Origin of the sequence: Klebsiella sp. CN_Kp066 (assembly GCF_040065135.1) — a bacterium.
GTDB classification, from domain to species: domain Bacteria; phylum Pseudomonadota; class Gammaproteobacteria; order Enterobacterales; family Enterobacteriaceae; genus Klebsiella; species Klebsiella oxytoca.
On record NZ_JBEAIU010000026.1, the window covers coordinates 150,955 to 177,657 of the forward strand.

General features: G+C 55.7%; 23 protein-coding genes. 10 read left to right on the forward strand and 13 right to left on the reverse strand.

Annotation, left to right across the window (positions count from 1 at the left end; genetic code table 11):
* Window positions 1–131 precede the first annotated feature (131 nt).
* From galS to folE, 3 genes are all read right to left on the reverse strand, one after another.
* Window positions 132–1,154, reverse strand: a complete 1,023-nt coding sequence (galS, locus tag ABLV75_RS08160; RefSeq protein ID WP_004103891.1) for an HTH-type transcriptional regulator GalS — start codon at window positions 1,152–1,154, stop codon at window positions 132–134.
* Window positions 1,155–1,309: 155 nt separating this feature from the next.
* Window positions 1,310–2,467 carry a DUF418 domain-containing protein YeiB gene (yeiB, locus tag ABLV75_RS08165; RefSeq protein ID WP_004103893.1) on the reverse strand — a complete coding sequence of 386 codons (1,158 nt, stop codon included), beginning with the start codon at window positions 2,465–2,467 and terminating at the stop codon, window positions 1,310–1,312.
* Between the two features lie 15 nt (window positions 2,468–2,482).
* Window positions 2,483–3,151, reverse strand: coding sequence for a GTP cyclohydrolase I FolE (gene folE, locus ABLV75_RS08170; protein ID WP_004103895.1), 669 nt, complete (start codon window positions 3,149–3,151; stop codon window positions 2,483–2,485).
* A 366-nt stretch (window positions 3,152–3,517) separates the two neighbouring features.
* Here folE and fghA point away from each other — a divergent pair, with 366 nt between their 5' ends.
* Window positions 3,518–4,354, forward strand: coding sequence for an S-formylglutathione hydrolase (gene fghA, locus ABLV75_RS08175; protein WP_004103897.1), 837 nt, complete (start codon window positions 3,518–3,520; stop codon window positions 4,352–4,354).
* A gap of 578 nt (window positions 4,355–4,932) precedes the next feature.
* On the opposite strand, the gene cirA is transcribed toward fghA, so the two are convergent.
* Both cirA and ABLV75_RS08185 read right to left on the reverse strand, forming a co-directional pair.
* Window positions 4,933–6,906: a catecholate siderophore receptor CirA gene (cirA, locus tag ABLV75_RS08180; protein ID WP_004114107.1), complete on the reverse strand. Its 1,974-nt coding sequence runs from the start codon at window positions 6,904–6,906 to the stop codon at window positions 4,933–4,935.
* 304 nt (window positions 6,907–7,210) lie between these two features.
* The gene (locus tag ABLV75_RS08185) at window positions 7,211–8,680 is read right to left on the reverse strand and encodes an amino acid permease (protein ID WP_004103903.1); all 1,470 of its coding nucleotides are present in this window, start codon (window positions 8,678–8,680) and stop codon (window positions 7,211–7,213) included.
* Between the two features lie 205 nt (window positions 8,681–8,885).
* Here ABLV75_RS08185 and ABLV75_RS08190 point away from each other — a divergent pair, with 205 nt between their 5' ends.
* On the forward strand, window positions 8,886–9,368 hold the full coding sequence (locus ABLV75_RS08190) for a hypothetical protein (RefSeq protein ID WP_004103906.1): 483 nt from the start codon (window positions 8,886–8,888) through the stop codon (window positions 9,366–9,368).
* Complete coding sequence (locus ABLV75_RS08195; protein WP_004103908.1) at window positions 9,368–9,853, forward strand: hypothetical protein; 486 nt, start codon at window positions 9,368–9,370, stop codon at window positions 9,851–9,853. The genes ABLV75_RS08190 and ABLV75_RS08195 overlap by 1 nt, the downstream gene beginning before the upstream one ends.
* On the opposite strand, the gene yieE is transcribed toward ABLV75_RS08195, so the two are convergent.
* Window positions 9,832–10,704, reverse strand: a complete 873-nt coding sequence (yieE, locus tag ABLV75_RS08200) for a DNA-binding transcriptional regulator YeiE (RefSeq protein ID WP_004103910.1) — start codon at window positions 10,702–10,704, stop codon at window positions 9,832–9,834. The genes ABLV75_RS08195 and yieE overlap by 22 nt on opposite strands.
* A 172-nt stretch (window positions 10,705–10,876) precedes the next feature.
* Between yieE and ABLV75_RS08205 the strand changes: the two genes are divergently transcribed.
* From ABLV75_RS08205 to ABLV75_RS08215, 3 genes are all read left to right on the forward strand, one after another.
* A complete protein-coding gene (locus ABLV75_RS08205; protein WP_004103912.1) occupies window positions 10,877–11,926 on the forward strand; it encodes a YeiH family protein in 1,050 nt (349 codons plus the stop codon).
* Window positions 11,927–12,022: 96 nt separating this feature from the next.
* Entirely contained in the window at window positions 12,023–12,880 is an 858-nt protein-coding gene (gene nfo, locus ABLV75_RS08210; RefSeq protein WP_004103914.1) for a deoxyribonuclease IV, read from the forward strand.
* Window position 12,881: 1 nt separating this feature from the next.
* Window positions 12,882–13,970 carry a sugar kinase gene (locus tag ABLV75_RS08215; RefSeq protein ID WP_004103916.1) on the forward strand — a complete coding sequence of 363 codons (1,089 nt, stop codon included), beginning with the start codon at window positions 12,882–12,884 and terminating at the stop codon, window positions 13,968–13,970.
* A gap of 34 nt (window positions 13,971–14,004) precedes the next feature.
* On the opposite strand, the gene ABLV75_RS08220 is transcribed toward ABLV75_RS08215, so the two are convergent.
* The 6 genes from ABLV75_RS08220 to fruB form a co-directional block, all read right to left on the reverse strand.
* Window positions 14,005–15,255 carry a NupC/NupG family nucleoside CNT transporter gene (locus tag ABLV75_RS08220; RefSeq protein WP_004103919.1) on the reverse strand — a complete coding sequence of 417 codons (1,251 nt, stop codon included), beginning with the start codon at window positions 15,253–15,255 and terminating at the stop codon, window positions 14,005–14,007.
* A 96-nt stretch (window positions 15,256–15,351) separates the two neighbouring features.
* Complete coding sequence (locus ABLV75_RS08225; protein ID WP_004103922.1) at window positions 15,352–16,287, reverse strand: pseudouridine-5'-phosphate glycosidase; 936 nt, start codon at window positions 16,285–16,287, stop codon at window positions 15,352–15,354.
* On the reverse strand, window positions 16,280–17,215 hold the full coding sequence (locus ABLV75_RS08230) for a pseudouridine kinase (RefSeq protein ID WP_004103923.1): 936 nt from the start codon (window positions 17,213–17,215) through the stop codon (window positions 16,280–16,282). The genes ABLV75_RS08225 and ABLV75_RS08230 overlap by 8 nt, the downstream gene beginning before the upstream one ends.
* A 325-nt stretch (window positions 17,216–17,540) precedes the next feature.
* Window positions 17,541–19,229 (reverse strand): PTS fructose transporter subunit IIBC, encoded by a 1,689-nt coding sequence (gene fruA, locus ABLV75_RS08235; protein ID WP_004103925.1) that lies wholly within the window; start codon window positions 19,227–19,229, stop codon window positions 17,541–17,543.
* A 16-nt stretch (window positions 19,230–19,245) separates the two neighbouring features.
* Window positions 19,246–20,184 (reverse strand): 1-phosphofructokinase, encoded by a 939-nt coding sequence (fruK, locus tag ABLV75_RS08240; RefSeq protein ID WP_004103928.1) that lies wholly within the window; start codon window positions 20,182–20,184, stop codon window positions 19,246–19,248.
* Window positions 20,185–21,315: a fused PTS fructose transporter subunit IIA/HPr protein gene (fruB, locus tag ABLV75_RS08245; RefSeq protein WP_004103929.1), complete on the reverse strand. Its 1,131-nt coding sequence runs from the start codon at window positions 21,313–21,315 to the stop codon at window positions 20,185–20,187.
* A 330-nt stretch (window positions 21,316–21,645) separates the two neighbouring features.
* On the opposite strand from fruB, the gene setB reads away from it, so the two are divergent.
* Window positions 21,646–22,827, forward strand: coding sequence for a sugar efflux transporter SetB (setB, locus tag ABLV75_RS08250; RefSeq protein WP_032704880.1), 1,182 nt, complete (start codon window positions 21,646–21,648; stop codon window positions 22,825–22,827).
* Window positions 22,828–22,852: 25 nt separating this feature from the next.
* On the opposite strand, the gene ABLV75_RS08255 is transcribed toward setB, so the two are convergent.
* On the reverse strand, window positions 22,853–23,104 hold the full coding sequence (locus ABLV75_RS08255; protein WP_004103933.1) for a YkgJ family cysteine cluster protein: 252 nt from the start codon (window positions 23,102–23,104) through the stop codon (window positions 22,853–22,855).
* A gap of 146 nt (window positions 23,105–23,250) precedes the next feature.
* Between ABLV75_RS08255 and yeiP the strand changes: the two genes are divergently transcribed.
* From yeiP to ABLV75_RS08270, 3 genes are all read left to right on the forward strand, one after another.
* Window positions 23,251–23,823: an elongation factor P-like protein YeiP gene (gene yeiP, locus ABLV75_RS08260; RefSeq protein WP_004103935.1), complete on the forward strand. Its 573-nt coding sequence runs from the start codon at window positions 23,251–23,253 to the stop codon at window positions 23,821–23,823.
* Between the two features lie 315 nt (window positions 23,824–24,138).
* Window positions 24,139–25,605 carry a fructuronate reductase gene (locus tag ABLV75_RS08265; protein WP_004103940.1) on the forward strand — a complete coding sequence of 489 codons (1,467 nt, stop codon included), beginning with the start codon at window positions 24,139–24,141 and terminating at the stop codon, window positions 25,603–25,605.
* Between the two features lie 119 nt (window positions 25,606–25,724).
* The gene (locus ABLV75_RS08270) at window positions 25,725–26,702 is read left to right on the forward strand and encodes a GTP-binding protein (RefSeq protein WP_004103941.1); all 978 of its coding nucleotides are present in this window, start codon (window positions 25,725–25,727) and stop codon (window positions 26,700–26,702) included.
* Window position 26,703: the final 1 nt, after the last annotated feature.

A 26,703-nucleotide genomic window follows, 5' to 3' on the forward strand; every position in this document is an offset into this window, starting at 1 on the left:
ACTGTTGTAAAAGTGATTAATCACCGTGACATAGTATGTTCAGACTTGTAAACGCAGCAATCATAGTCAGCTTAATGTTAACAAACTGTGAAATCACTCACATATTGAAAGCGGTTACATCAGCCAGATAATTAGTTAGTGATCGGCCCCACAATTTGCCTCTGCGCTACCGAATGTCGACGCACCAGCGTCGGCATAAAGCAGTGGCTGGCTTCGCGATCCAGCTTCCCAGCAGCCCCCTGCAGCGCCAGCTCTGTCGCCAGTTTTGCCATCGACATGATCGGGTAGCGCACCGTGGTCAACTGCGGGTCGGTGTAGCGCGAAATGGGAATATCATCAAAACCAATCAGTGAAAGGTGCTGCGGCACGGCAATACCGTTATCTTTAAGCGTCGTTAGCGCCCCGGCCGCCATGCTGTCGTTATAGGCAAAGATCGCGGTCAGGCCGAGGTTACGCCCCAGCAGCTCTACCATCGCCGCCTCCCCGCCCTGCATATCCGGCGAACCTGAGCCTATCCAGCCGTCGGGAGCGATAATGCCCTGCTCATGTAACGCCCTGCTCCACCCTTCCCGACGTAAATCATCATCTTCAATACCGTGATTAGAAGAGAGGTAGCCGATGCGCTGGTGGCCATGATTGAGCAGCATGCGGGTCGCCATCAGCGCGCCGCTGACGTTATCCAGCCCGACGCAGCGGTGGGCGTATCCCGGCACGATGCGGTTAATCAGCACCATTCCCGGCATGTGCTCCATAAAATCCCCCAGCTCCGCATCGCTCAACGCTTTGGAGTGAACGATCAGCGCCGAACAGCGCTGGCGAATCAGTACTTCAATGGCGTTACGCTCTTTTTCCGCTTCATGATAGCTATTGCCGATAAGCACATATTTTTGATGCTGCTGGGCGACGGTATCTACCGCTTTGACCAGCGCGCCAAAAAAGGCGTCCGACACGTCCATCACGACCACGCCGATGGTATCGCTGACCTGGGTCGCCAGCGCCTGCGCGTTGGCGTTGGGCCGATAGCCCAGCAGCGTTACCGCCTTCATTACCGCTTCTCGCGTATCCGGGCTCACCAGCGCGCTGTTATTCAGCACGCGCGAAACCGTAGCCACGGAAACCCCCGCCTGACGGGCGACATCACGAATGGTGATCATGCTCACCGACCTTTAGGGAATTGCAGTACGTCACACTCACCTCCTGTGTTCAGCAAGGTGGCTATTCTGGCAGCGACGCGCCGCACGCTACGTGAGTGAAGTCACAGGGATGGAAACGGTTACATCCATTTTGTTAATGATTGTGATCCAGATCGTTATCTGGATGTATCTTTTAATGATGTCCCTGACGCACGCAGGGTTAATTGACGCCATAGCCACTCAACGGGACCCTGACGAAAATGACGTAGCCAAAGCCACGAAAAGAGAAGATTAATCGCCCACACGGCCGGTACGAAGGACAGCAGCTGTAGGCGGTCGTACTTCATAAACAGGCCGAAGCGGTAAAACAGAGTGGTGCAAATCAGGGTTTGCAGCAGATAGTTGCTCAACGCCGTGCGCCCGACGCAGGCAATGGCCCCCACCAGACGAAATTTCGCCAGCTGCGGCCAGAAGCCCCAGGCCAGCGCCGCGTAGCCGATAGTCTGCAGCGGCGCGCCCAGCTCGCGCGGCGCCTGTAGCAGAAATGCGCACCAGCGAGGATCCCAACCGAGATGCCACTGGGCGAAAATAGAGGGTAAATTAACCGCCATGCCGCCAGCGATGAGCAGCGCGCCGGTGCGCCGGTAGTGGCGAAGACTGAACTGCCCTTTCAGCCAGCCGCTGCGCATCAGCGCGGCCCCCATCAGCATCATCCCGGCCAGCTGCCAGCCGTATTGCGCGCCCAGCGCCAGCAGGTTATCCGACAGCATATCCGCACGATTACTCACCGCTTCAAAGCCGCCTTTCAGCTTCCAGTACTGTTCGTACTGTAAATTCGCCGCGTCCGGCACCCACGAACGATTAGGCGAATTGCCGGAGATTAATCCCAGCAATAGCAGTACCGCCACGCCGATGACATACAGCACCACGCCGGTATTAAATAGCGATTTAACATCGTGAGCGTCGCGTATCATCCGCCAGCCCACCAGACCTACCAGCGCATAGGCCAGCAAAATATCGCCGTCCCAGAAAAAGAGACCGTGGATAAAGCCCAGCAGCGCCAGTAGCGTCAGGCGCGACTGGATCCAGCGCTTGCCGCGCGGCAGCAAAAGCTGAAGCCCGGCGCCAAACAACAGGGCGAACAGAGTCAGGAATTTGACCTGCGCCAGCAGATCGAGAATCGCCCAGGTCCAGGCGTCGCTATCGGAGATGCTCCCGGACCACGCCGGGTTAAGGTAGGCGGCCTTCGGTAAACCGAAGGCGCTGATATTCAGTAGCAGGATACCGAGGATGGCGACGCCACGGACGAAGTCCAGCGTGACATTTCTCTCCATGTACCCTGCTCCGTTTTAGTTGTGGTGACGTACGGCGCGCAGGAACTCCTGGCGAGTATTCTGGCTGGATTTAAACAGGCCGCCCAGCGATGTGGTGGTGGTGGCGCTGGTTGCATCGCGAATACCGCGCGCTTTTACGCAGTAGTGAACCGCATCGATGGAAACCGCGACGTTGCTGGTTCCCAGCAGGGTCTGCAGCGCGGTAAGGATCTGCTGCGTCAGTCGCTCCTGCACCTGCGGGCGCTGGGAGAAGAACTGCACGATACGGTTGATTTTAGACAGACCAATCACCGAATCTTTCGGGATATAGGCCACCGTCGCTTTACCATCAATCGTAACAAAGTGGTGTTCGCAGGTGCTGGTCAGGGTGATATCACGCACGGTGACCATTTCATCAACCTGCATCTTGTTTTCGATGACGGTGATTTTAGGGAACCGGGCGTAGTCCAGGCCGGAGAAAATCTCATCGACGTACATTTTGGCGATGCGATGCGGAGTCTCCATCAGGCTGTCATCACTTAGATCAAGGTTTAACAGCTGCATAATCTCGGTCATGTGTCCGGCGATCAGACGCTTGCGAGTTTCATTATCAATTTCTTGCACTGGCGGACGCAGCGGCGTCTCCAGCCCACGAGCGACCAGCGCTTCATGAACGAGTATGGCTTCTTTACTCAGTGATGACATTTTTATTCTCCTGCAGGTGTGGCGCTCTTTGCTCTTCTGAGGGCAAAGTTTGTATTCATTGTGCGTGAGGTGACGCACAGAATCCAGTAGCCGCATCGATAATTGTTGAAATTGGCGTCACCTTTCGTTCCACGCTGCCAGACCAGCGCACTACGATGCGTCACGCAACGCCCTGCTCACCTTGCCGCAACCAACTCAATCGCCGCCGATAGCGCGATTCCGGCGCTACGACAACGTCAGCATGTTGGTTAAAAGTTGCATTAATGATGCAATACGTTCCGAAAAGGAGGAAGTGAAAGTTACTCACCAGCGCATGAAATATCTGTATTATGGAAAATTACGCCTGAGACACTTAAGGAGCCCTGCATGGAACTGCTCGAAGAGCACCGCTGTTTTGAAGGTCGGCAGCAACGCTGGCGGCACGACTCCGCCACGCTGAACTGCGCAATGACCTTCAGCATCTTTCTCCCCCCCGAGACCGCAGACGCGCCGCCGCCGGTTGTCTACTGGCTCTCCGGCCTGACCTGCAACGATGAAAACTTCACCACCAAAGCGGGCGCTCAGCGCATCGCCGCCGAGCTCGGCATTGCGCTGGTGATGCCGGACACCAGTCCGCGCGGTGATAACGTTGCCGACGATAGCGCTTACGATCTGGGCAAAGGCGCGGGCTTTTATCTCAATGCCACCCAGGCGCCGTGGTCAGCACATTTCCGCATGTACGATTACCTTCGCGACGAGCTGCCGCAGCTGATTGCCCGCGAGTTTACGCTCAGCGATCGCTGCGCCATCAGCGGGCATTCCATGGGCGGCCACGGTGCGCTGGTGATGGCGCTGAAAAATCCGGGCCGCTTCGTCAGCGTATCCGCCTTTGCGCCTATCGTTAACCCGACCCAGGTTCCCTGGGGCAAAAAAGCCTTTACCGCCTATCTGGGAGCGAATGAAGCAGACTGGCAGGCCTGGGACAGCTGCGCGTTAATGCAGGCCAGCAGCGAGTCAGATGCGATCCCAACCCTGATTGACCAGGGCGATAACGATGCATTCCTCGCCGAACAGCTGCAGCCGGCGGTGCTGGCGGAAACCGCGCGTCAGAAAAGCTGGCCGTTAACGCTACGTATTCAGCCCGGGTACGATCACAGCTACTACTTTATCGCCTCATTTATTGAGGACCACCTGCGTTTCCATGCCCGGCACCTCTTCTCCTGATCCTTCAATGCGTCGTGAAGCCCCTTCCCGGCGCATTGACACGCAAAATGCCTCAGCATCCAATAGTCATAAAAACTAATAAATACAGAGAGATAGTGTATTTTCCGTCGTCGGGGGTATGATTTTTGGCGGCGCTTGAGGCTTTCGCCTCAGGGCAGGATTGAGTTTTACCGTTGTGCTGAGGCAGAAAGAAGAAAGCCCCGAAGGTAATGTAATCACCCACGAGGCTATCTGCATGCTTAGACAACATCAGGTTAGTCTCTTACCCGCCGAAAGGCAAGGAGAACAAACCATGAAGGTAACGCCCAACGTCCCGATCTGGTGTCTGCTCATCGTGTGTATACCCGTCATACTTCAAGTTGCATGTGCGTTGGCTTTCCTCGCTCACCCCAGTCACTTACTTAAGTAAGCTCCTGGGGACTCCCTGCGTCGCCGCCTTCCTGCAACTCGAATTATTTAGGGTATATTAGAAATAATTGCGGCAGTATTCGTGCCATTATTCGCCCCGGTAAGTAGCCACCTGAGCGCCTTTAACGAGGGCTGGCAGGGAAATCTGCCAGCCCTCTTTTATCGCCCGGTTAGAAGCGGTAATCGACGGCCATAAAGTAGCGGCGACCTTCTTCTGTATAGCTGTAGTCGTCGCGGCTCAGATCCTTATCGCCGACGTTAAGCACCCCGGAGCGCAGCTTGACGTTTTTGGTGACGTTCCAGGCCGCGCCGATATCAAACATGGTGTAGCCGCCGGGCGTTTTGCCCGTCGTGCTGACCGAACGCTGTTCGCCGGTATAGTTGGCGGTGACGTAGAAGGACCAGTCGTCCAGCGGTTTCCAGTCGAGTGTGCCGTTAGCCGTATGGAACGGCAGCGTCTGCAGCGGTTTATCGCCGCCGTTACTCAGGTCGCGACCATCGTTATAGGTGTAGTTCACCGTCAGCTTCCATTCATCGCCAAACGGTACTTTCAATTCCGTTTCTACCCCTTTGATTCGCGCCTTATTGACGTTGAAGTAGCGGAAGACCGGCACGCGTTTCCCGTTCACCGTTTTCCAGCCGACAAAGTTCGGATAGCCCGGCGCTTCGCTGGCGCTGGAGGTACGCAGAATATCGATCATATCGTCAACGTTGTTCTGGAAGGTGGTGACGCTTCCTTCCACGCCTTCAAGCCAGCCCTCTTCGCCGCGATAGTACAAACCCAGCTCGAAGCTTTCGCTGGTTTCCGGCTTCAGATCCGGGTTACCGATAATGCTGCACGAACCGCGGCAGGAGTTGGTGGTCCAGTCCGGGTTCAGCTGCAGCAGCGATGGCGCTTTAAATGCCGTCGCCCAGCCGCCCTTCACGGTCACGGTATCGGTAGCGTTATAGACCAGATAAGCACGCGGGCTCCAGTGATCGCCATAGGTCTGGTGATCGTCCATACGGATGCCGGTGGTTAAGGCCAGAGGTTCGATTATCCGCCATTCATCTTCCAGGAACAGCGCATACTGGCTGGCGGAAGTGGATTTACCGCCGCTGCTCAGGTTGACCGGATCCTTCAACTTATCGTGGCGCCATTCGCCGCCGAAGGTTAGCAGCTGGTTAATCATTCCCAGCGGCAGAACGTATTTGCCATCCACCGCGTTACTCTCAGAAGTGATGGTGCCGGCCTGTCCGGGATTTTTATTATCCACTTTCTCGCCGTAGAATTTCAGCTCGCTATTGCCGACATCCCAGCGACCGTTGTGGCTCAGGGAGTAGTTCTGCCGTTCAAGGCGGTTGCGGTCGAGAGAGTCGGAATCACGATCCTGGCGATCAAAACCGTAGCCTGCGGTAATGTCCTGATTGTCATTGGGCGTCCAGGCGAATTCGACATTGCCGTCGCGGCTGGTGAAGCCTTCAATACGCGGCGTTTCGCCAGCTGCGTTGCTGGAAGCCTGCTGATCGTCCTTGGCGCGCTTTGCCAGGCTGCCGTAGGCCTTCATTCCGAGCACACCGTCAATCAGCGGGCCGCTGGTAAAGAACTGACCATTGTACGTATCGCCGCGATCGCGGTGTTCCTGAATGGTGGTGTCCGCGCTGAGGGTGCCGGTCCACTGCTGGCCGACTTTTTTAGTGATGATATTCACTACGCCGCCGAGGGCGTCGGAACCATAGAGGGAAGACATCGGCCCGCGCACGACTTCGATACGCTCAATGGCATCAACCGGGATCCAGTTAAGGTCAAAATCATTGTGGCGGAAAACGGCGTTGCGCGAGTTAACGCGTTTGCCATCAACGAGGATCAGCGTATAGCCGCTGCTGAGGCCGCGAATACTCACCCCCTTGCGGTTATCCCCTTCGTTGGTGAGCTGCACGCCCGGCACTTCCCGCAGTACATCCTTCAGGTTTTGTACCGGTCTACGCTGCAGATCCTGTTGGGTGATAACGCTAATACTGGCGGGCGCATCTTTGACGCTCTGTTCAGTTGCCGCAGCGGTGACGACCAGCGTCTCTTCATTAACGTCGGCCAGCGCCGGAAACGCTAAGGATACGACGGACGCACATAATCCGGCCCGGACAAAAGGGTTTAGCCTGAACATTCCATATCTCCATGAGGTGTACAACAAAACAAACAAAAAAGGTGCTGCTCACAGGTACTGTCGGCATACCGCTCTAACGGCGGCGTGCGCGCAATTTTTTACAGTAGATGTGGCTGGTCGCCCCTTGTCAGTTTGAGTGTCTGCAAGATACGGGGATTGGCTTCATCCTGAATTTGGCGAAAATGATAAAGATAATGATTACAATTATCAATACAATTATGGAGATCTGTATCAATTTGTAAGAACTGGAGACATAAAAAAACCCTCTGGTTGAGAGGGTTTTATCTGACCGAGCAAGCTAACCTTAGCCTTTGAAGCGATCCGGGAACTTCATTTCACTGTAGCGCACAAAGCGCGTTCCTTTTGCCAGCTTGTAGCCAAACCAGATCACCAGGAACAGCGGAATGCCGATATAGGTTGCCGCAACGCCGCCCCAGTCGATGGTGTCTTTGAGGAACGCTTCGTAGTTCTGCCCCAGGGTAATGATCAGACACAGGACGAACGCGAAGATCGGCCCCAGCGGGAAGAAGCCTGAACGGTACGGCAGGTTATTCAGATCGTTCCCCTGCATAACGTAGCCGCGACGGAAGCGATAGTGGCTGATGGCAATCCCCAGCCAGGCAATAAAGCCAGTCATCCCCGAGGTGTTCAGCAGCCACAGGTAAACGGTCTGGTTACCGAACATTGAGCTCAGGAAGCACAGCGCAGCAATCACCGTGGTGGCATACAGCGCATTACGCGGCACGCCGCCTTTTGACAGCTTAGAGAAAATACGCGGCGCTTTGCCATCGCAGGCCAGGGTATAGAGCATGCGGGTGGACGCGTACATCCCGGAGTTACCCGCCGACAATACCGCAGTCAGAATAACCGCGTTCATAATCGCCGCCGCCGACAACAGCCCTGCGTGCTGGAATACCAGCGTAAACGGACTGACGGAAATATCTTTCACGTCGTTACGCAGCAGGCTCGGGTCGGTATAAGGAATAATCAGACTGATGATCAGGATGGCGAACACATAGAACAGCAGGATACGCCAGAACACCTGACGCACCGCGCGCGGGATGTTCTTCTCCGGGTTTTCCGATTCGCCGGCCGCGATGCCGATAAGCTCGGTTCCCTGAAATGAGAAGCCGACAATCATCGCCACGCCAATCATCGCCGCAAAGCCGCCCGCGAACGGCGCATCGTCGACAACCCAGTTGCTCCAGCCCGCAGGCTGTGCGCCTTTGAAGATGCCGAAGATCATCATCACGCCGACAATAATGAAGATAATGACGGTGGCGACTTTGATCAGCGAAAACCAGTATTCCGCCTCGCCAAAGCCTTTTACCGAAATCCAGTTCAGCAGGAACATGATCCCGAGGAACAGCGCGCTCCAGATCCAGCCGGGCGCGTCCGGGAACCAGTAGGTCATCACCAGCTGAGCGGCAACGAGGTCAACGGCGATGGTCACCGCCCAGTTGTACCAGTAGTTCCAGCCCAGCGCGAAGCCAAAACCTTCCTCGACGTAATTTTGCCCATAGGTAGCAAAAGAGCCGGAGACCGGCATAAACGCCGCCAGCTCGCCGAGGCTGGTCATCAGGAAATAAACCATCAGGCCGATGAGAATATAGGAGAGCAGCGCCCCGCCTGGGCCTGCCTGAGAAATCGTTGCGCCAGAGGCAACAAAAAGACCTGTACCTATGGAACCGCCAATAGCGATCATGGTCAAGTGGCGCGCCTTCAGTTCACGACGTAAACCGGGCGCTTCTGTGGTTTTAGTATCCGAAACCATGTGAAAATGCTATCCATCCAAAAAACGAGGCGAGATTGTAGCAGAGAGTCTGTGATCCATCCGATACAAATGCAAAGTTATAAGAGAGCTTCATGATCGACTGCCGATTATTAGTAAAGAACAAATCCGCCATTAGCACAAATAAATGCACAAACCAGAGGGATATCGGGCAAACTTCCGCGAAATTCCACGGAAGGAACCGACGATGAAACGCAAGAACAAGCGCAAACGCCGCACCATGTCGCTCGCTGAGGGAGTCTACGCAGCTTGCTTTTGCTTCATTCTTTTTATCATTGGCTTCTATCAAAGCATCAAGATTATTGAAGAGTGGTACTTCCGTCCGGATTATATTGTCGACAGCGCCGACTCGCTCTTCTCCGGCATCCTCTTTCTCGGTCTGGCACTGCTGATGGCGCTGATTGCCGCCTGCACCGCCAACGGTACGCCTGGCGAGCGCTACGCCACGCTCCTGTTTTTGTTCTTTATTGCGATGGGGCCGGTGTGGTCTGTCAGCCTTTATGTCCTGCAATACGTCACTATTGAGCACTATAAAAGCCCACAATTTGGCGTGTGTATCAGCAAAGGCGGCCATGGGACAACGTATATGTACGTCAGGAATAGCCGCTGGTGCCAGCATTTTGGCTACACCATTATCAGGCCATCGCCGGATGAGCGAGGGAGCAATTGATGCGCAAAGTGCAACCGCCGCCGCATGACTGGCCGGTCTGGGTCGGCGTTTCGCTGATTTGCCCTCTGCTTGCTTTGTGCTCTCTTTACCTGGCAGGCGACTATTTCACGCTACTCAGGCTGCCACGGGCGCCGGATTTCTGTTCGCAGAATATTTTAAAAGCAAACTTTGTCTGCCTGGGGCCTGCGCTGCTGATATTGAGCATAGAGGGAAATAAAAAACTCTTTTTCCCCCAGGCTGCGCCGCTACCTTTTGCAACCCCCATCGTCAGGTCTTGCCTTTACCTGACGCCGCTATTGCTGCTCACCGCAAATACGCTGATTCTGGTTTTACATTTCACCCTTTTTAGCCCTGACCGCTATATTCGCTGCTGGGAACCTTATCCATGGGGAACATGGTATTACGCGAAAACAGCGGATATTTGCGTTCAACACGGGCTGGCGCCGGTGCAAAACCTCGCGTATCAGGTTGCGATCTCGCAATAGCTCAGGAAACGCTGTAATGCCTTGGAAATATGCTTCTGGCGGTGATGAATACGCCACAGGGTGCGGGTTAAGCGCGGCAGTGGAATCTTCAGCGCCACCAGCGATCCCACTTCAAGCTGCTCCGCAACCACGCGTCGCGACAGGCAGCTAATGCCCAGACCATGGCGCACCGCGTGCTTGATGGCTTCCGAATTACCCAGTTCCATTCCAAGATGAAATGCCGGTAGATGCGATAATAATAAATAGTCGACAATTTCCCGGGTCCCGGAGCCGTGCTCGCGTAGAATCCACGGCGCCTCCGCCAGCCGTTGCAGCGTCACCTCCCCTTCCAGCAGCGGTGAATCCGGCGCGGCAAAGACCACCAGTTCATCTTCCAGCCAGGGTTCGGCGATAATATCCGCCGCGTGGCAGGGACCTTCAATCAACCCGATATCCACCCGCAGATCGGCCACCGCGTTGATCACGTCCTGGCTATTGCCCACGCTCAGCTCCAGCGGTAAATCCGGCAGGTCGCGTCGATAGCGCGCAATGATCTCCGGCAAGATATAGTTGCCGATGGTGCTGCTGGCGTAGACGCGAATCGCGCCGTTGTCGCCGCGAAACAGCTGCTCTATCTCCAGCGCCCGCTCCAGCAGCGCCAGCGCCCGCGGATAGAGCAGCCTGCCGTGTTCGTTGACCACCAGCCTTTTCCCGACGCGGTCAAACAGCTGCACTCCCAACTGCCCTTCAAGATCTGTCAGCGCGGCGCTGACCGCCGACTGCGACAGCGCCAGCATTTGCGAGGCCTGGGTCGTCGACCCGCTTTTCAGAACTTCAGCAAAAACTTCCAGCTGCCGTAGCGTGATATGCATGATTTTTCCTGCCTTTATAGACGACCCGGCATCCGCGGCTAAGGCTTATACACATCGTGCTCACACCGCGAAACCGCTCGTTTACCACTTATTACGATTAATTATAAATATATAATCAATTTTATATTTAAACCAGCGCGTCGTATGCTTTTCCCAGACAAAGGAGAAGGTTATGACAGCACTCACTTTACCGACTAAACATCGCCCATTGCGGCACTTTGCACCTGGACTGGCGCTGACCGCCCTGCTCACCGGCGCAGCGCTGTGGGCCGGTAGTTTTCCGGCAATCGCTGGCGCGGGCTTCAGCGCCCTTACGTTGGCCATTTTGTTCGGCATGGTCATCGGTAACACGGTTTACCCGAAAATCTGGCAGCCCTGCGACGGCGGCGTACTCTTTGCCAAACAGCACCTACTGCGCCTCGGCATCATTCTATACGGCTTTCGCCTGACGTTCGCTCAGATTGCCGACGTTGGCGTCAGCGGTATCGTGATTGATGTGCTGACGCTTTCCAGCACCTTTTTTATCGCCTGTTTTCTTGGGCAAAAGGTTTTCGGCCTCGATAAACATACCAGTTGGCTGATTGGCGCCGGTAGCAGCATTTGCGGCGCGGCAGCGGTCCTGGCGACGGAACCGGTCGTCAAAGCGGAAGCCAGCAAAGTGACGGTCGCCGTGGCCACGGTGGTGATTTTCGGTACCATTGCTATCTTCCTGTACCCGGCAGTTTATCCTTTCCTGGCGCACTGGTTTACGCCGGAGGCCTACGGCATCTATATGGGTTCGACGATGCATGAGGTTGCCCAGGTTGTCGCCGCCGGCCACGCCGTAAGTCCGGATGCGGAAAACGCGGCGGTGATTGCAAAAATGCTGCGCGTGATGATGCTGGCTCCGTTCCTGCTGTTCCTTGCCGCTCGCGTGAAGCAATTAGCCCCGGCAAACGGCGGCGAGAAAAGCAAAATCACCATTCCGTGGTTTGCGATCCTGTTTATTCTGGTGGCGGTATTTAACTCCTTCCACCTGCTGCCGAAAGCGGTAGTTGATATGCTGGTGACCCTGGATACCGTGCTGCTGGCGATGGCGATGGCTGCCCTCGGCCTGACCACCCACGTCAGCGCGCTGAAAAAAGCCGGCGCTAAACCGCTGCTGATGGCGCTGATGCTCTTTGTCTGGCTGATTGTCGGCGGCGGCGCGATTAACCTTGCTATCCACAGTCTGATGGCCTGAGCCTCCTCAATACTCAGGTTGTATTAAGGATGATGTAACTCTCCGGCTAAGCCGCTATCATTACCCTCCCCCCAGCGGCTTAACTGGAGTTTTTTTATGAAATACATTGGAGCGCACGTCAGCGCCTCCGGCGGCGTAGCCAATGCCGCCATTCGCGCAGCCGAAATCGGCGCGACCGCATTTGCCCTCTTCACCAAAAACCAGCGCCAGTGGCGCGCCGCGCCTTTGAGCGACGACACCATTGCTGAATTTAAAGCCGCCTGCGAGAAGCATCATTTCGGCCCGGGACAAATTCTGCCGCACGACAGCTATCTGATTAACCTCGGCCATCCGGTTGCGGACGCGCTGGAAAAATCCCGCGATGCCTTTATTGATGAACTCTCCCGCTGCCAGCAGCTCGGCCTGACGCTGCTCAATTTTCATCCGGGTAGTCATCTGCAGCAAATTCCAGAAGACGAATGCCTGGCGCGCATTGCCGAGTCCATTAACATCGCGCTGGCCAAAACCGAAGGCGTGACGGCGGTCATTGAAAACACCGCCGGCCAGGGCAGTAACCTGGGGTTTAAGTTTGAACATCTGGCAGCCATCATCGATGGCGTGGAAGATAAATCGCGCGTCGGCGTGTGCATTGATACCTGCCACGCCTTCGCCGCCGGCTACGACCTGCGTAGCGCCGAAGAGTGTGAAAAAACCTTCGCTGATTTTGAACGGATTGTCGGTTTTCAGTATCTGCGCGGTATGCATCTGAACGATGCGAAAAGCACGTTCGGCAGCCGCGTTGACCGCCACCACAGCCTGGGTGAAGGCAATATCGGCCACGATGCCTTCCGCTGGATAATGCAGGATAGCCGCTTTGACGGTATCCCGCTGATCCTGGAAACGATCAATCCTGATATCTGGGCGGAAGAGATCGCCTGGCTGCGGGCGCAGCAGACGGAAGAGGCCGTGGTCTGATATGAACGACAGGGAAAAGCAGATCCTCAAAATTTTGCGGCGCAATCCGCTGATTCAGCAGCATGAGATTGCCGATATTCTGCAGATTAGCCGCTCCCGCGTAGCCGCGCATATTATGGACCTCACGCGTAAGGGGGCCATCAAGGGCAAAGGCTACATCCTTACCGAGCAGGAGTATTGCGTCTCGCTGGGCGCGGTGAATATGGATATCCGCGGCATTGCCGATATTCATTATCCCCAACCGGTCTCCAACCCGGGCAATATCCAGTGCTCCGCCGGCGGAGTGGCGCGGAACATCGCGCATAATCTGGCGCTGCTGGGCCGCGATGTGCATCTGATTTCCGCCGTCGGCAGCGACTTTTACGGCGAAACGTTGCTTGAGCAGACCCGACAAGCCGGGGTTAACGTGCAAAGCTGTATCCGCCTGCACGGTCACAATACCGCCACCTATCTCTCCATCGCCAATCCGCAGGAAGAGACGGTGCTGGCGATTAACGATACGCATATCTTACAGTCGCTCACCCCGCAGCTGCTGAATCAATATCGGGATCTGCTGACCCATGCCGGCGTCATCCTGGTCGATTGTAATTTAACGGAGCCGTTGCTGGAGTGGGTATTTACGCTGGCCAACGCTATTCCGGTATTTGTTGATACCGTGTCGGAGTTTAAAGCGCACCGCATTCGCCCGTGGCTGGGAAAGATCCATACCCTCAAGCCGACGCTGCGCGAACTGCAGATCCTCTGGGGAGAACCCATTGAAAACGAGGCCGATCGCGATCGCGCGTTAGCCTGGCTGCATGAAAGGGGAACGCGGCGCGTGGTAATTTGCTCGGAAGACGATTCCGTTTTCTGTAGCGAAGCCGGCGGTGAACGTTTTCAGATGAAGCTACCGGGCCATACCACGATAGACAGCTTTGGCGCCGACGATGCGCTGATGGCCGGGCTGCTTTATAGCTATCTTGACGGCAGCGATTTCAAAGAGAGCGTCGCTTTCGCCATGGCCTGCACCGCCATTACCCGCGCCAGCGACAGCATCAACAACCCTTCTTTATCCGTTGATAACGCGCTCAATTTACTTCCCAGCCTATAGCATCGCGCACCGCAGGCGCGGTGCGCGCGCTGTTTTATGCCAGACCGATAAAGAACCCGGCAATGGTGGCGCTCATCAGGTTAGAGAGCGTGGCCGCCGCCAGAGCGCGCAGCCCAAGCTGAGCAATTTCCGGCGCGCGCTGCGGTGAAATAGCCGAAAATGCCCCGACAACCACACCTATTGAGCCAAAGTTGGCGAAACCGCACAGCGCAAACGAGATAATCGCAACGGTTTTCACGTCCAGGGTACCGCCGGTTTGCAGATAAGGCGAAAAGTTGAGGTAGGCGACGAATTCGTTTATCGCCAGCTTTTGGCCAATCAGGCTTCCCGCCAGCGTCGCATCGCTCCAGTCAACGCCCATAATCCACGCCAGAGGCGCGAGCAGGAAACCGAAAATACCCTCCAGCGTGGCGTGACCGTAGCCAAACCAGCCGCCAATGCCGCCGATAATACCGTTCAGCAACGCGATGATCGCCACAAACGCCATCACCACCGTTGCCACCCCGGCGGCAATTTTCAGCCCTGTCATCGCCCCGGATGCTGCCGCCTCGATAATGCTTTTCGGCGGCGTCTCGGTGAAGGAGAGATTATCGAAAGTGACCCGGGAGGCTTCGGTTGCCGGGCTCAGCATACGAGCAAATAGAATCCCGCCGGGAATAGCCATCAGTGAAGCAGCCAGCAGATAATCGATCGGTACGCCCATGCCGGCATAGCCGATCATCATCGACCCGGCGATCGACGCCATCCCGCTACAAATGGCGGTAAACAGCTCATTGCGGTTGAGACGGTCGATAAAGGGTTTGACGATCGCCGGGATCTCATTTTGGCCAAGAAAGATGGTGGTCACGGCGACAAAGGACTCAATCTTGCTGATATTCAGCGCTTTCTGGAAGATACCGCCGAGAATCCGGATCAGCAGCCCCATCACGCCGAGGTAGTAAAGCAGGCTTATCAGCGCGGTGACAAAAATGATGGCGGGCAGCACGCGGAAGGCGAAGATAAAACCCGCGCCGTCAAACAGCACATCCATTTTCGGACCGACAAGCGATCCAAAAATAAACGCGCTTCCGGCGTCGCTGTAGGACATGACTTTATGTACCCCGAGCGCCGCCTGTTCCACCAGCCACTTGCCCGGCGGGAAATAGAGCATCACTCCGCCAATCACGATCTGCAGCAGCAGCGCGGCCCCTACGGTTCTGATACTGATGCGTTTTTTATTTACTGACAGCGCAAAGGCGATGGCCAGCAATACCACCATCCCCAAAAGACTTCTCATGATGTCCATAATGATATCCTTACCTGGAGGAAAACCCGGCGTCAGGCCAGGCTTTCGGTATATTTGATATCGGGGCGGGCAACCGCAAACAGCCCGCTACTGTCGTCAGGCGATCTGCTGATACTCTTTGGCAATCTCGCAGGCCAGCACGGCATTATTGAAGACCAGCTGAATATTGGATTTCAGGCTATCTCCGCCGGTTAGCTCCGCTACGCGGGCCAGCAGGAACGGCGTACTCTCCTTACCCACCACACCCTGCTCTTCCGCTTCCTTCACCGCCTGATCGATGGCGGCGTTGATTTTCGCTTCCGGCATCGCAAACTGTTCCGGTATCGGGTTCGCCACCACCATCCCCCCGTTCAGGCCCGACTGCCATTTCACCGCCATCGCTTTAGCGATTTCTTTAGCGCTATTCAGGCGAATACTGACGTCAAACGGACTGGTTCGACAGAAAAATGCCGGGAGCGCCGAAGTTTGATAGCCAATAAGCGGAACGCCAAACGTTTCTAAATATTCGGTGGTTAATCCAAGGTCGAGAATAGATTTTGCGCCGGCACAAACTACGGTAACATTGGTATTGGCCAGCTCCTGTAAATCGGCGGAAATATCAAAAGTATGCTCTGCTCCGCGGTGCACACCGCCAATACCGCCGGTCGCGAAGACTTTTATCCCGGCCATGGCGGCAATAATCATGGTAGAAGCCACGGTGGTCGCGCCATTTAATCCTGCGGCGACAACAAAAGGTAAATCACGGCGACTGACTTTGGTAACGTTATGTCCTTCACGACCGAGCAATTCAATTTCTTCGCGGCTCAGGCCAACTTTCATAACGCCATGAATAATCGCAATTGTTGCCGGCACCGCTCCCTGACGGCGAATCGTTTCTTCGACTTCCAGCGCGGTCTGCGCATTTTCTGGAAACGGCATTCCGTGAGAAATAATAGTCGACTCCAGCGCGACTATGGGTTGGTTATTCTTTAATGCCTGCTGAACTTCCGCAGAAACCTGTAATAATTCAGAGGAAATATTTAATTCAGACATGTTCGTTCTCCACTACCTTTTTTACGTTGGCGTAAGATAATTCAGGGTTATTGGTGAATTCCGATGAGAGCGCCAGAGAAGAGCATCCCTGAGCAAACTTCACCGCTTGCGAAAATGAACAGCCGTCGAGCCAGCAGCAGGCCAAACCGGCCATCATGGCGTCACCGGCGCCGGTGACGTTGACTACCTGGGTTTTTAACGGCGCTGACCAGCCGCGCTCGCCGTCTTTCTCGCTGAAGTAAACCCCGTCCCCCCCCATGCTCAGCACCAGGCGCCGCAGGCCACGCTGGTGAAACCAGTCGGCAACGCGCGCGACGTCATCAGTGCCGGAAAGCGCAATTCCGCTCAGCGTTTCAGCTTCAATTCGGTTCGGTTTCAGAGTGTGGATACGCCCCAGATGCTGGCTGATTTTCACGCACTTCCAGGCAGAGACCGGGTCAACAAAAATGGGTGTCGGGCCGCTATTTTCCATCAACCAGGCCAGCGCCGATTCGCTGATATTACAGTCAACGACGATGACCGCAGCGCTGCGAATAAAATCCCGGTGCTGGCTTAAAAAGGCTGGCGTAATATGCTCGGTGATACTCATATCATTAATCGCCACCAGCATTTCACCGGTATTATCGAGCAGCGATAAATAGCTCGATGTCCCCTCGCCGTGGACGATCTGACATTTATCGACATGAACGCCGGACTGAGCCGTTTGTTTTAATAGGGAGTGGCCATAGAAATCATCTCCGACAACCGACAGTAGCCAGGATGGTTTATTCAATAAAGCAATATTCTGCGCAATATTCCGCCCCACTCCACCGGGAGTGTATTTTATTTTTCCGGGGTTAGAATCAGCATAGTTCAGCGATACATGGGAATAACCAGCAACATCCATATTTGCCGATCCAATAATTACAACGTAATCATTTTCAGGCATAAAAATACCCTCCAGCATACAAAAACGCTTTGGCAGTGGAATGTTTGAATATCAGTAAATAATCATACGCCCATTCTGAACCCCCTCATTAAACACATGTTTTAATTTGAACATATGTTTATGTTAAGCAGATTGGTTTTAAAGTAAAGGGGTCCGCCAGAGGGATTTCATATGAACATGAAGAGAATCACAAAATTTGGCTAGTATGGTTTTTAAACAGCTTAAAAATGCGAAGGAGAGCACATATGGCGGGTTAAGCAGAGGGCGGATACGGCATAAAAAAAGGGCAGAGAAGACTCTGCCCTTTTGCGTGTAACACCGTCGATCAGGCGACTTTTTCTTCCACCTGAACTTCAGGACGTTTCAGCACCGCGTAGGAAAGGCCTGCGACCAGCGTACCGACCACAATCGCCATCAGATATCCGAGCACCGGGGTAATCGCGCCAGGGATCAGCAGGACGAACAGACCGCCGTGCGGCGCCATCAGTTTCGCGCCAACCCACATGGACATCGCACCGGTCACCGCGCCGCCAACGATACAGCAAGGCAGGACGCGCATCGGATCGCGAGCGGCAAAAGGAATTGCTCCTTCGGTGATAAAGCACAGGCCGAGAACCAGTGCGGCTTTACCGCCTTCCTGCTGCGCTTTGTCAAACTTTTTACGCGCAATCAGCGTCGCCAGGCCCAGCGCCAGCGGTGGAACCATACCTGCCGCCATAATGGCCGCCATCGGGGCATAGGTTTGGGTACTCAGAAGACCAACACCAAAGGCGTAAGCTGCTTTATTCACCGGGCCGCCCATGTCGGTACACATCATACCGCCGAGAATTGCACCGAGCAGAACCGCGTTCGCCGTCCCCATAGTTTGTAGCCAGTGGGTCAGGCCTTCGAGAATTCCGGCAACGGGTTTACCAATCAGGTAAATCATTGCCAGACCCACGATCAGGCTGGAAACCAGCGGAATGATGAGGATCGGTTTCAGCGCTTCCATACTTTGCGGCAGTTTCAGCCTGGTACTGATCGCTTTCGCCACGTAACCGGCAAGGAAGCCGGCGATAATACCGCCGATAAAGCCAGATCCGGTGCTAACCGCCAGCATACCGCCGATAAGACCTGGCGTCAGGCCAGGGCGGTCAGCGATGGAGAAGGCAATAAAGCCCGCCAGTACCGGTACCATCAGCGCGAAGGCTGATCCCCCGCCAATTTGCATCAGCGCGGCGGCCAGAGTGTCTTTTACTTCAAAGGCTTTGATACCAAAAGCGAAGGAGAGCGCGATACACAGGCCGCCCGCTACCACCATCGGCAGCATATACGATACGCCAGTCAGCAGATGACGATAGGCGCCCGCGGACTCTTTTTTGCCTTCTGCCGCGGCCTGGGATTTACCCGCAGGCTGATATGGTTTCGCTTCAACAACGGCTTTATCCAGCTCCTGAGCGGTTTTCTTCAGCGCCAGACCGGTAGTGGTGCGATACATCGGCTTGCCGGCAAATTTCGCCAGATCCACTTCGATATCAGCCGCGACAACCACCAGATCCGCCTGCTCAACCTCTTCAGGAGTGATGGCATTACCCGCACCCACGGAGCCGCGAGTTTCAACTTTCACCCACCAGCCGCGTTTTTTGGCTTCGGTTTCAATCGCTTCCGCCGCCATAAAGGTGTGCGCGACGCCGGTCGGGCAGGCAGTGACCGCCACAATGCGTTTCGGACCATGAGTTGCCGCCGGTAAAGCTGTAGCAGCCGGAGCGGCATATGGCGTGGCATGGTTCCTGGCTTCCCCGAGGAATAGTTCCGGGTGAGCAACGGCGCGATTAATATCGCCGAGATAAACCTTTTTGCCGTTCAGCGCGCTGTCAGCTGGCAGCGTCGCGCCCAGCACAATCGCCAGCTCAGCGTCGTTTGGGTTATCAATCAGTTCAAGTTGCGCTTTTTGCGCCGCGGTGCTTAACAGGGTCTTCGCCATATAGGCACGGGCCTGTCCGAGCCCGGCATCAATAATCAGCAGCGTTTTCATTATGCCTCTCCTGCTGTTAATTAAAGGGTTGTAAGTCGACGCGCGCCATCATTGCGGCCAACTGGGTACGATCGGTAATACCGACATTGCTCTGACTCACCGCCAGCGCGGCGACGGCCGTTGCCAGGCGCAGCGTATGCTCGCTGGACTCACGCATCAGCAGTCCGTAAATCAGGCCGCCAACCATTGAATCGCCCGCGCCAACGGTGCTAACCACTTCCACTGAAGGCGGCTTGGCAATCCACTCGCCGGAGGCGTTAACCCACAGGGCGCCTTCTTCGCCAAGGGAGATCACCACGTGGGCAATCCCCTGCTCGCGCAGCGCATGAGCGGCCTCAATCACATCCTTCATTTCAGGTAACTTGCGACCCGCCCAGATTTCCAGCTCACGACGGTTAGGTTTAACCAGCCACGGCGCCGCTTTAAGACCGGCAACCAGCGCTTCGCGGCTGCTGTCAAAAATGATGCACGGGCACTGGCTGCGCAAGCGGGTCATCCAGTCGGTGAACGCTTCCGGACTTACGCCGGAAGGTAAGCTGCCGCTCACGCAGACCATATCGAACTGGCCCAGCCAGCTCAGGGAGTCGTTAACAAAACGCTCCCAGTCACCCGGCGTGACTTCAAAGCCGGAGAAGTTGAAGTCGGTCACTTCGCCATCTTTTTCAGTCAGCTTGACGTTAATACGGGTACGGCCCTGAACGACCTGAAAACGGTTAGCGATGCCCAGCTCACTGAACAGTTGCTGAAAGCCATCCTGATTATCTTTACCGAGAAAACCGCCCACGGTGACGTCGATACCGAGATCTTTCAGCACTTTTGCAACGTTGATCCCCTTCCCTGCGGCGTGCAAGCCGGTCGTGCGAACAAGGTTAACCTCACCGCGTTCAATTTCCGGGGTAAAACCCACCAGGTCATAGGCCGGGTTTAAAGTAATCGTTGCGACACGTCTGCTCATTTATGCGCCCTCCCCAAGGCCTGCGGCGATCGCTTCGCCAATCGCATCCAGCGCCTGCTGCGCATCTTCACCCTGCGCGGTGAAGCGCAAGCGGTGACCTTTTTTCACGCCCAGGGCCACGACTTTCATCAGGCTGCGGCCGTTTGCCGGCTTGCCCGAACCATCGAGGTTAGTGACCGTAATGTCGCTGGAAAATTGTTTAATGGTATTCACCAGCATCGTGCCGGGACGCGCGTGCAGCCCGTGCTCGTTGCGGATAACGTATTCAGCGCTGAGAACATCTTCAGCAATCGCATCGTCGCTGGTCAGCAGCGCCAGCAGCGTTGCGCCATCGGACTTCAGCAAACGGTCAGCTTTTTTGTCCAGCAGCAAATTGCTCAGGCGATTAAGGACCGCCGTCGGCTGGTCATCGGCCATCGCCACGGTGATCAGCAGGGAAACCGGCTGCTCATCGCGAATAAAGGCGTTGGCCGCGCGGCTCACCGCAATGGCGCTACGCAGGTTGCCTTCCGGACTGTCGTTCAGCCAGATGCCCTGGCCGAGGTTCAGCGGGTTGTCATTAATCGCATGGCTAACAAAGGAAGCATCGACGGCGCCCGCTTCTTTCAGCCGCGCGGCGTTGAGCGCCTGCAGGGTCAGCAGATCGCTGGCGGCCACGTCCAGGGTCAGCGTTTCGTTATCCAGCTTCAGCGCTTCGCTCTGCTTTTCACCCATCAGCAGGGCGCGCAGCTCTTCAGCGGTGGTGGCGGACTTTAGCTGTTCAGCAACCGAGTCGTCACTCAGCACATGGGTCAGCTGACGCAGCAGCCCAAGGTGTTCATCCGAACTGGCGGCGATACCGATAGCGACGTAGGCGGTCTGCCCTTCGCCCCAGGTCACGCCCTGCGGGAACTGATAAACCTGAACGCCGGTTTTCAGCACCTGATCGCGCGTGTCGGTGGTGCCGTGCGGAATCGCAATACCGTTGCCAAGGAAAGTGGAGGTTTGCTGCTCGCGAGCCAGCATCCCGTTGATGTACCCTTCAGCCACATTGCCCGCGCTAACCAGCGCGGAGGCAACCTGACGAATAGCCTCTTCTTTATTACCGGCCTGCTGACCGGGATGAATATCCTGCACAGATAACTGGAACATGGTTCTCCTCTCCTGCTGAATTGAATCGTTTCAGCTACTTTGAGAAAAAATGCGTCACCTGACTGCCGGAGAATCTCCCGATGACGCTGAAACGTTTCAAGAAGTCTGTACCTTTATTAGTCAGCGCGCAAGAAAAGTTACTCTCCCGATAACAGAAGTTAGAGATACAGCACACTTTTGCTGACGAGGTGATGACAAACCCGCCAGAACTTCAGCATTTTGCTGAAGCAAAATTTTGAAACGTCTTTTTGATTTATTCGTGCCCTGGTACTGTTCATTATCTGACTGACGGCGTAAACTCCGCGACTCCTGAAACCGATGAAAGCCGACATGCAAAACAGTAGCGCCGCCCTGCCACGACGCGGGTTCGATTTAACCTCTTCCGCCTTCCTGATCGTCGCCTTCCTGACGGGCATTGCCGGGGCGCTACAAACGCCTACCCTGAGCCTGTTCCTGACTGACGAAGTTCACGTACGACCGGCGATGGTCGGCTTCTTTTTTACCGGCAGCGCGGTGATCGGCATTCTGGTGAGCCAGTTTCTCGCCGGGCGCTCAGATCGCAAAGGCGACCGCAAGCAGCTGATCGTCTTCTGCTGCCTGATGGGCGTGCTGGCCTGCGTGCTCTTCGCGTGGAATCGTAACTACTTTATTTTGCTCTTCGTCGGCGTTTTCCTCAGCAGCTTTGGTTCCACCGCGAACCCGCAGATGTTTGCCCTCGCCCGCGAACATGCGGACAAAACGGGCCGCGAGGCGGTCATGTTCAGCTCGATCCTGCGCGCTCAGGTTTCGCTGGCATGGGTCATCGGCCCGCCGCTGGCCTACGCGCTGGCGATGGGTTTCGGCTTTACGGTGATGTACCTCAGCGCGGCGATTGCCTTCGTGGTCTGCGGCGCGATAGTCTGGTTTTTTCTCCCCAGCATGCGCAAAGAGCCGAAGGTGGTGACGGGACATCTTGAAGCGCCGCGCACCAACCGCCGCGACGCGCTGCTGCTGTTTATCATCTGTACGCTGATGTGGGGAATTAACAGCCTGTACATCATTAACATGCCGCTGTTCATTATTAATGAGCTGCATTTACCTGAAAAACTGGCGGGATTAATGATGGGCACCGCCGCCGGGCTGGAAATCCCGACCATGCTGATTGCGGGTTACTACGCCAAACGTTTCGGTAAGCGTTTCCTGATGCAGATCTCTGCGGTTGCCGGGGTGCTGTTCTATGTCGGCATGCTAACCGTACACACCCCGGCACTACTGCTGGCCCTGCAGGTGCTGAATGCTATTTTTATCGGCATTCTGGCCGGGATCGGTATGCTCTATTTTCAGGACCTGATGCCAGGCCAGGCCGGTGCGGCCACGACCCTTTATACCAATACTATCCGCGTTGGCTGGATTATTGCCGGTTCGCTGGCGGGGGTCGTTGCGGAAGTCTGGAGCTATCACGCCGTATTCTGGATTGCGCTGGTGATGGGCCTCGCCACTCAGGCCTGTCTGTGGCGCATTAAAGACGTATAAAGGGTGTCCGTGCGGGCTTCCGACGTCACGAAGTGCTCAGCTCAAGATGAAGAAGCCAGATCATGGCTTCTTCGCGATTTGTGGCGCACATCTCCGCTTCCGGCTTCAGGCTGGCGCACACTTTGGGCCTCAACGGCGAGCCAAAAATCGCGCACAGGTTATTGTCCGAAAGCTGTATACAGCGGGTATTTGCCGGTTTGCCCTGCGGCATACCCGGGATAGGGCTGGAGATAGAAGGAGCGATACAGCAAGCTCCGCATTCAGGGCGGCATTCCATAATCGACTCTTCCGATAGGCTTTTGCGGCCCAGCCTAAACGTTTTACCCGAAGATAGCAAAACACACGAATTCCGCTTGCCTGAAAGGCCCGGCGCGAGTAGTTTTACGCGATATTTTCGACCCTTTAAGTGACAGGATTACTGCAATGCCAAGAGCGAATGAAATTAAGAAAGGTATGGTGCTGAATTACAACGGCAAACTGCTGATTGTTAAAAATATTGATATTCAGTCACCGAGCGCCCGCGGCGCAGCGACGCTGTACAAAATGCGTTTCTCCGATGTGCGCACCGGCCTGAAAGTGGAAGAGCGCTTCAAAGGCGACGACATTGTCGATACCGTTACCCTGACCCGCCGCTTCGTTGACTTCTCCTATATCGATGGCAATGAATATGTCTTTATGGATAAAGAAGATTACACCCCGTATATCTTCACCAAAGAGCAAATCGAAGAAGAGCTGCTGTTTATGCCGGAAGGCGGCATGCCTGACATGCAGGTTCTGACCTGGGACGGCCAACTGCTGGCGCTGGAACTGCCGCAGACCGTGGATCTGGAAATTATTGAGACGGCGCCGGGCATCAAAGGCGCATCCGCCAGCGCCCGCAACAAACCGGCTACCCTCAGCACCGGCCTGGTCGTTCAGGTGCCGGAATACCTCAGCGCGGGCGAGCGCATTCGTATTCATATCGAAGAGAGCCGCTACATGGGCCGCGCGGACTAAATCCAGCCTTTAAAGTCAGTGCAAAATGCAAAAGACAGTCAATGGCTGTCTTTTTGCTTCTTAATGCGCGCCATACGGCTGTTGGCCCTTCATCATCGCCAGGCTATCCCCTACAAAGCCACCCAAAGTTGTCATACCAATAGCGGCGAAATTATCGCTAATTTCCCGCCCCTGTTAGCAGGATCTTCGCTAAACAGTGCTCGATTGCTTGATCAAGCTCACACTAAGCGGATAAACAAGGCTCACCAATTTAATTTGCTGTCATATAACTTTACACTAGAGATGTTAATTATCGGTTAATCAGGTGTATTAAGAATGACTACCATTGCGACGGCCACGCTGCCGGAAGGCGTACAGCTCCCTCATTATGACCGCAGCCAGCTGCGCTCGCGTATTGTGCATTTCGGCTTTGGCGCTTTTCATCGCGCGCATCAGGCGCTACTCACCGATCGGGTGCTTAACGCCAGCGGCGGAGACTGGGGGATTTGTGAGATTAGCCTGTTCAGCGGCGATCGGCTGATGAGCCAGCTTCGCCAGCAAAACCACCTGTTTACCGTGCTGGAAAAAGGTGCTGAGGGCAGCCAGCCAATTGTTGTCGGCGCCGTGCATGAATGTCTGAACGCTAAACTCGATTCGCTCGCCGCTATTATTGAGAAATTTTGTGAACCGCAGGTGGCGATTGTCTCTCTGACCATTACCGAAAAAGGCTACTGCATCGACCCCGCCAGCGGCCTGCTGGATATGACGCAGCCGCGTATTATTCACGATCTGCAAAACCCGACTTTGCCGCAATCGGTTCCTGGAATACTGGTTGAAGCGCTGGCGCGCCGCCGTCAGCGAGGGCTGTCACCCTTTACCGTGCTCTCCTGCGACAATATCCCTGATAATGGACATGTAGTGAAAAACGCCGTGCTGGGCATGGCTGAAAAACGCGATCCGCAGCTGGCACAGTGGATTGCTGAGCACGTCAGCTTCCCCGGCACCATGGTTGATCGCATCGTACCAGCCGCCACCGAGGAGTCGCTGGCGGAAATTCGCGCCGCGTTGGGCGTAGAAGATCCCTGCGCCATCAGCTGCGAACCCTTTATTCAGTGGGTTATTGAAGATAACTTCGTGGCCGGTCGCCCGGACTGGGAAACGGCGGGCGTTCAGATGACCGACGACGTTTTACCGTGGGAGCAGATGAAGCTGCGGATGCTCAACGGTAGCCACTCGTTCCTCGCCTGGCTTGGCTACCTGGCGGGCCATGCGCATATTAGCGACTGCATGCAGGATCCGATTTTTCACAGCGCCGCATACCGGCTGATGGTTGATGAACAGGCGCCGACGCTATCCATTCAGGGCGTTGATCTGTCGGCATACGCTGACAGCCTGATCGAACGCTTCAGCAACCCGGCGCTGAAGCACCGCACCTGGCAAATCGCCATGGACGGTAGCCAGAAGCTGCCGCAACGTATGCTTGACGGGATTCGCGTCCATCTTGCGCAAGAGAGCCGCTGGCCGCTACTGGCGCTGGGCGTCGCTGGCTGGATGCGCTATGTTAGCGGCGTGGATGACGCCGGAGCCGTCATTGATATTCGCGATCCGCTGGCCGATAAAATACACCACCTCGTTGCCACCAGCGATGAGCGACAACGCGTAGCGGCGCTGCTTACGCTTGAGGAGATCTTCGGCCGCGACCTGCCGCAGAATCCGCAGTTCGTCGCTGATGTCACCGCCGCGTGGCATCAGCTCGCCGCTTTTGGCGCGCGCCAGGCCGTCGCCGCCGCGCTGAATGATTAACAATTTCTGCCTTTAAGCGGACGGAGCGCCTTTCTGTCCGCGTTAACGCTTCTCTTTTCCCCTTTTTTTCGTCAGGATAGCCTCAACTGTTACAACATTACATTTATCCTGGAGAAAAAGTGACCAAAACCAACTTGATCACGGGGTTTCTCGGCAGCGGTAAGACCACTTCCATTCTGCACCTGCTGGCCAATAAGCCCGCAAATGAAAAATGGGCCGTACTGGTCAACGAGTTTGGCGAAGTGGGCATTGACGGCGCGCTGCTGGCGGAAAGCGGCGCGCTGCTGAAAGAGATCCCCGGCGGCTGCATGTGCTGCGTTAACGGCCTGCCGATGCAGGTTGGGCTCAACACCCTGCTGCGCCAGGGCAAACCTGACCGTCTGCTGATAGAACCCACCGGACTAGGCCATCCTAAACAGATCCTCGATATGCTGACCGCGCCGGTCTACGCGCCGTGGATCGATCTGCGCGCCACCCTGTGCATATTGGATCCGCGTCAGCTGCTGGACGAAAAAGTCGTGAGCAACGAAAACTTTCGCGACCAGCTGGCTGCCGCTGACGTTATTGTCAGCAATAAAGCCGACCGCTCGACGGAGGAGAGCCAGCGCGCTTTTGTCGCCTGGCGTGAGGCGTACGCAGGTGAGCGTCGCTGCGTCAGCGCTAGCCAAGGTAATATCGACCCGGCGCTGCTTGATTTGCCGCGCCGCAATCTGGCGCCGCTACCCGCAGGGGTCGGGCATGCGCACGACCACGGGCAGAAAAAAGGCCTTGCCGCGCTTAGCCTTCCCGCGCACCAGCGCTGGCGTCGTAGCCTCAATAGCGCTCAGGGCTATCACGCCTGCGGCTGGATTTTTGACGCTGAAACCGTCTTCGATACCGTCGCTCTGCTTGAATGGGCGCGCCTGGCGCCGGTTGGACGAGTTAAAGGCGTCATGCGTATTGCCGAAGGGCTGGTTCGTATCAATCGCCAGCAGCTCGATCTGCATATTGAGACGCAAAACGTTGCCCCGCCCGATAGCCGTATTGAGCTGATAGCCGATACAGAAACGGACTGGAATGCTCTTCAGGCCTCTTTGTTGAAGATTCGTTTAACTTAGG

Bases quoted from the DNA above. Each gene is read 5' to 3' on its own strand.
- galS (WP_004103891.1), bottom strand. From the start codon at position 1,154: ATGATCACCATTCGTGATGTCGCCCGTCAGGCGGGGGTTTCCGTGGCT.
- yeiB (WP_004103893.1), bottom strand. From the start codon at position 2,467: ATGGAGAGAAATGTCACGCTGGACTTCGTCCGTGGCGTCGCCATCCTC.
- folE (WP_004103895.1), bottom strand. From the start codon at position 3,151: ATGTCATCACTGAGTAAAGAAGCCATACTCGTTCATGAAGCGCTGGTC.
- fghA (WP_004103897.1), top strand. From the start codon at position 3,518: ATGGAACTGCTCGAAGAGCACCGCTGTTTTGAAGGTCGGCAGCAACGC.
- cirA (WP_004114107.1), bottom strand. From the start codon at position 6,906: ATGTTCAGGCTAAACCCTTTTGTCCGGGCCGGATTATGTGCGTCCGTC.
- ABLV75_RS08185 (WP_004103903.1), bottom strand. From the start codon at position 8,680: ATGGTTTCGGATACTAAAACCACAGAAGCGCCCGGTTTACGTCGTGAA.
- ABLV75_RS08190 (WP_004103906.1), top strand. From the start codon at position 8,886: ATGAAACGCAAGAACAAGCGCAAACGCCGCACCATGTCGCTCGCTGAG.
- ABLV75_RS08195 (WP_004103908.1), top strand. From the start codon at position 9,368: ATGCGCAAAGTGCAACCGCCGCCGCATGACTGGCCGGTCTGGGTCGGC.
- yieE (WP_004103910.1), bottom strand. From the start codon at position 10,704: ATGCATATCACGCTACGGCAGCTGGAAGTTTTTGCTGAAGTTCTGAAA.
- ABLV75_RS08205 (WP_004103912.1), top strand. From the start codon at position 10,877: ATGACAGCACTCACTTTACCGACTAAACATCGCCCATTGCGGCACTTT.
- nfo (WP_004103914.1), top strand. From the start codon at position 12,023: ATGAAATACATTGGAGCGCACGTCAGCGCCTCCGGCGGCGTAGCCAAT.
- ABLV75_RS08215 (WP_004103916.1), top strand. From the start codon at position 12,882: ATGAACGACAGGGAAAAGCAGATCCTCAAAATTTTGCGGCGCAATCCG.
- ABLV75_RS08220 (WP_004103919.1), bottom strand. From the start codon at position 15,255: ATGGACATCATGAGAAGTCTTTTGGGGATGGTGGTATTGCTGGCCATC.
- ABLV75_RS08225 (WP_004103922.1), bottom strand. From the start codon at position 16,287: ATGTCTGAATTAAATATTTCCTCTGAATTATTACAGGTTTCTGCGGAA.
- ABLV75_RS08230 (WP_004103923.1), bottom strand. From the start codon at position 17,215: ATGCCTGAAAATGATTACGTTGTAATTATTGGATCGGCAAATATGGAT.
- fruA (WP_004103925.1), bottom strand. From the start codon at position 19,229: ATGAAAACGCTGCTGATTATTGATGCCGGGCTCGGACAGGCCCGTGCC.
- fruK (WP_004103928.1), bottom strand. From the start codon at position 20,184: ATGAGCAGACGTGTCGCAACGATTACTTTAAACCCGGCCTATGACCTG.
- fruB (WP_004103929.1), bottom strand. From the start codon at position 21,315: ATGTTCCAGTTATCTGTGCAGGATATTCATCCCGGTCAGCAGGCCGGT.
- setB (WP_032704880.1), top strand. From the start codon at position 21,646: ATGCAAAACAGTAGCGCCGCCCTGCCACGACGCGGGTTCGATTTAACC.
- ABLV75_RS08255 (WP_004103933.1), bottom strand. From the start codon at position 23,104: ATGGAATGCCGCCCTGAATGCGGAGCTTGCTGTATCGCTCCTTCTATC.
- yeiP (WP_004103935.1), top strand. From the start codon at position 23,251: ATGCCAAGAGCGAATGAAATTAAGAAAGGTATGGTGCTGAATTACAAC.
- ABLV75_RS08265 (WP_004103940.1), top strand. From the start codon at position 24,139: ATGACTACCATTGCGACGGCCACGCTGCCGGAAGGCGTACAGCTCCCT.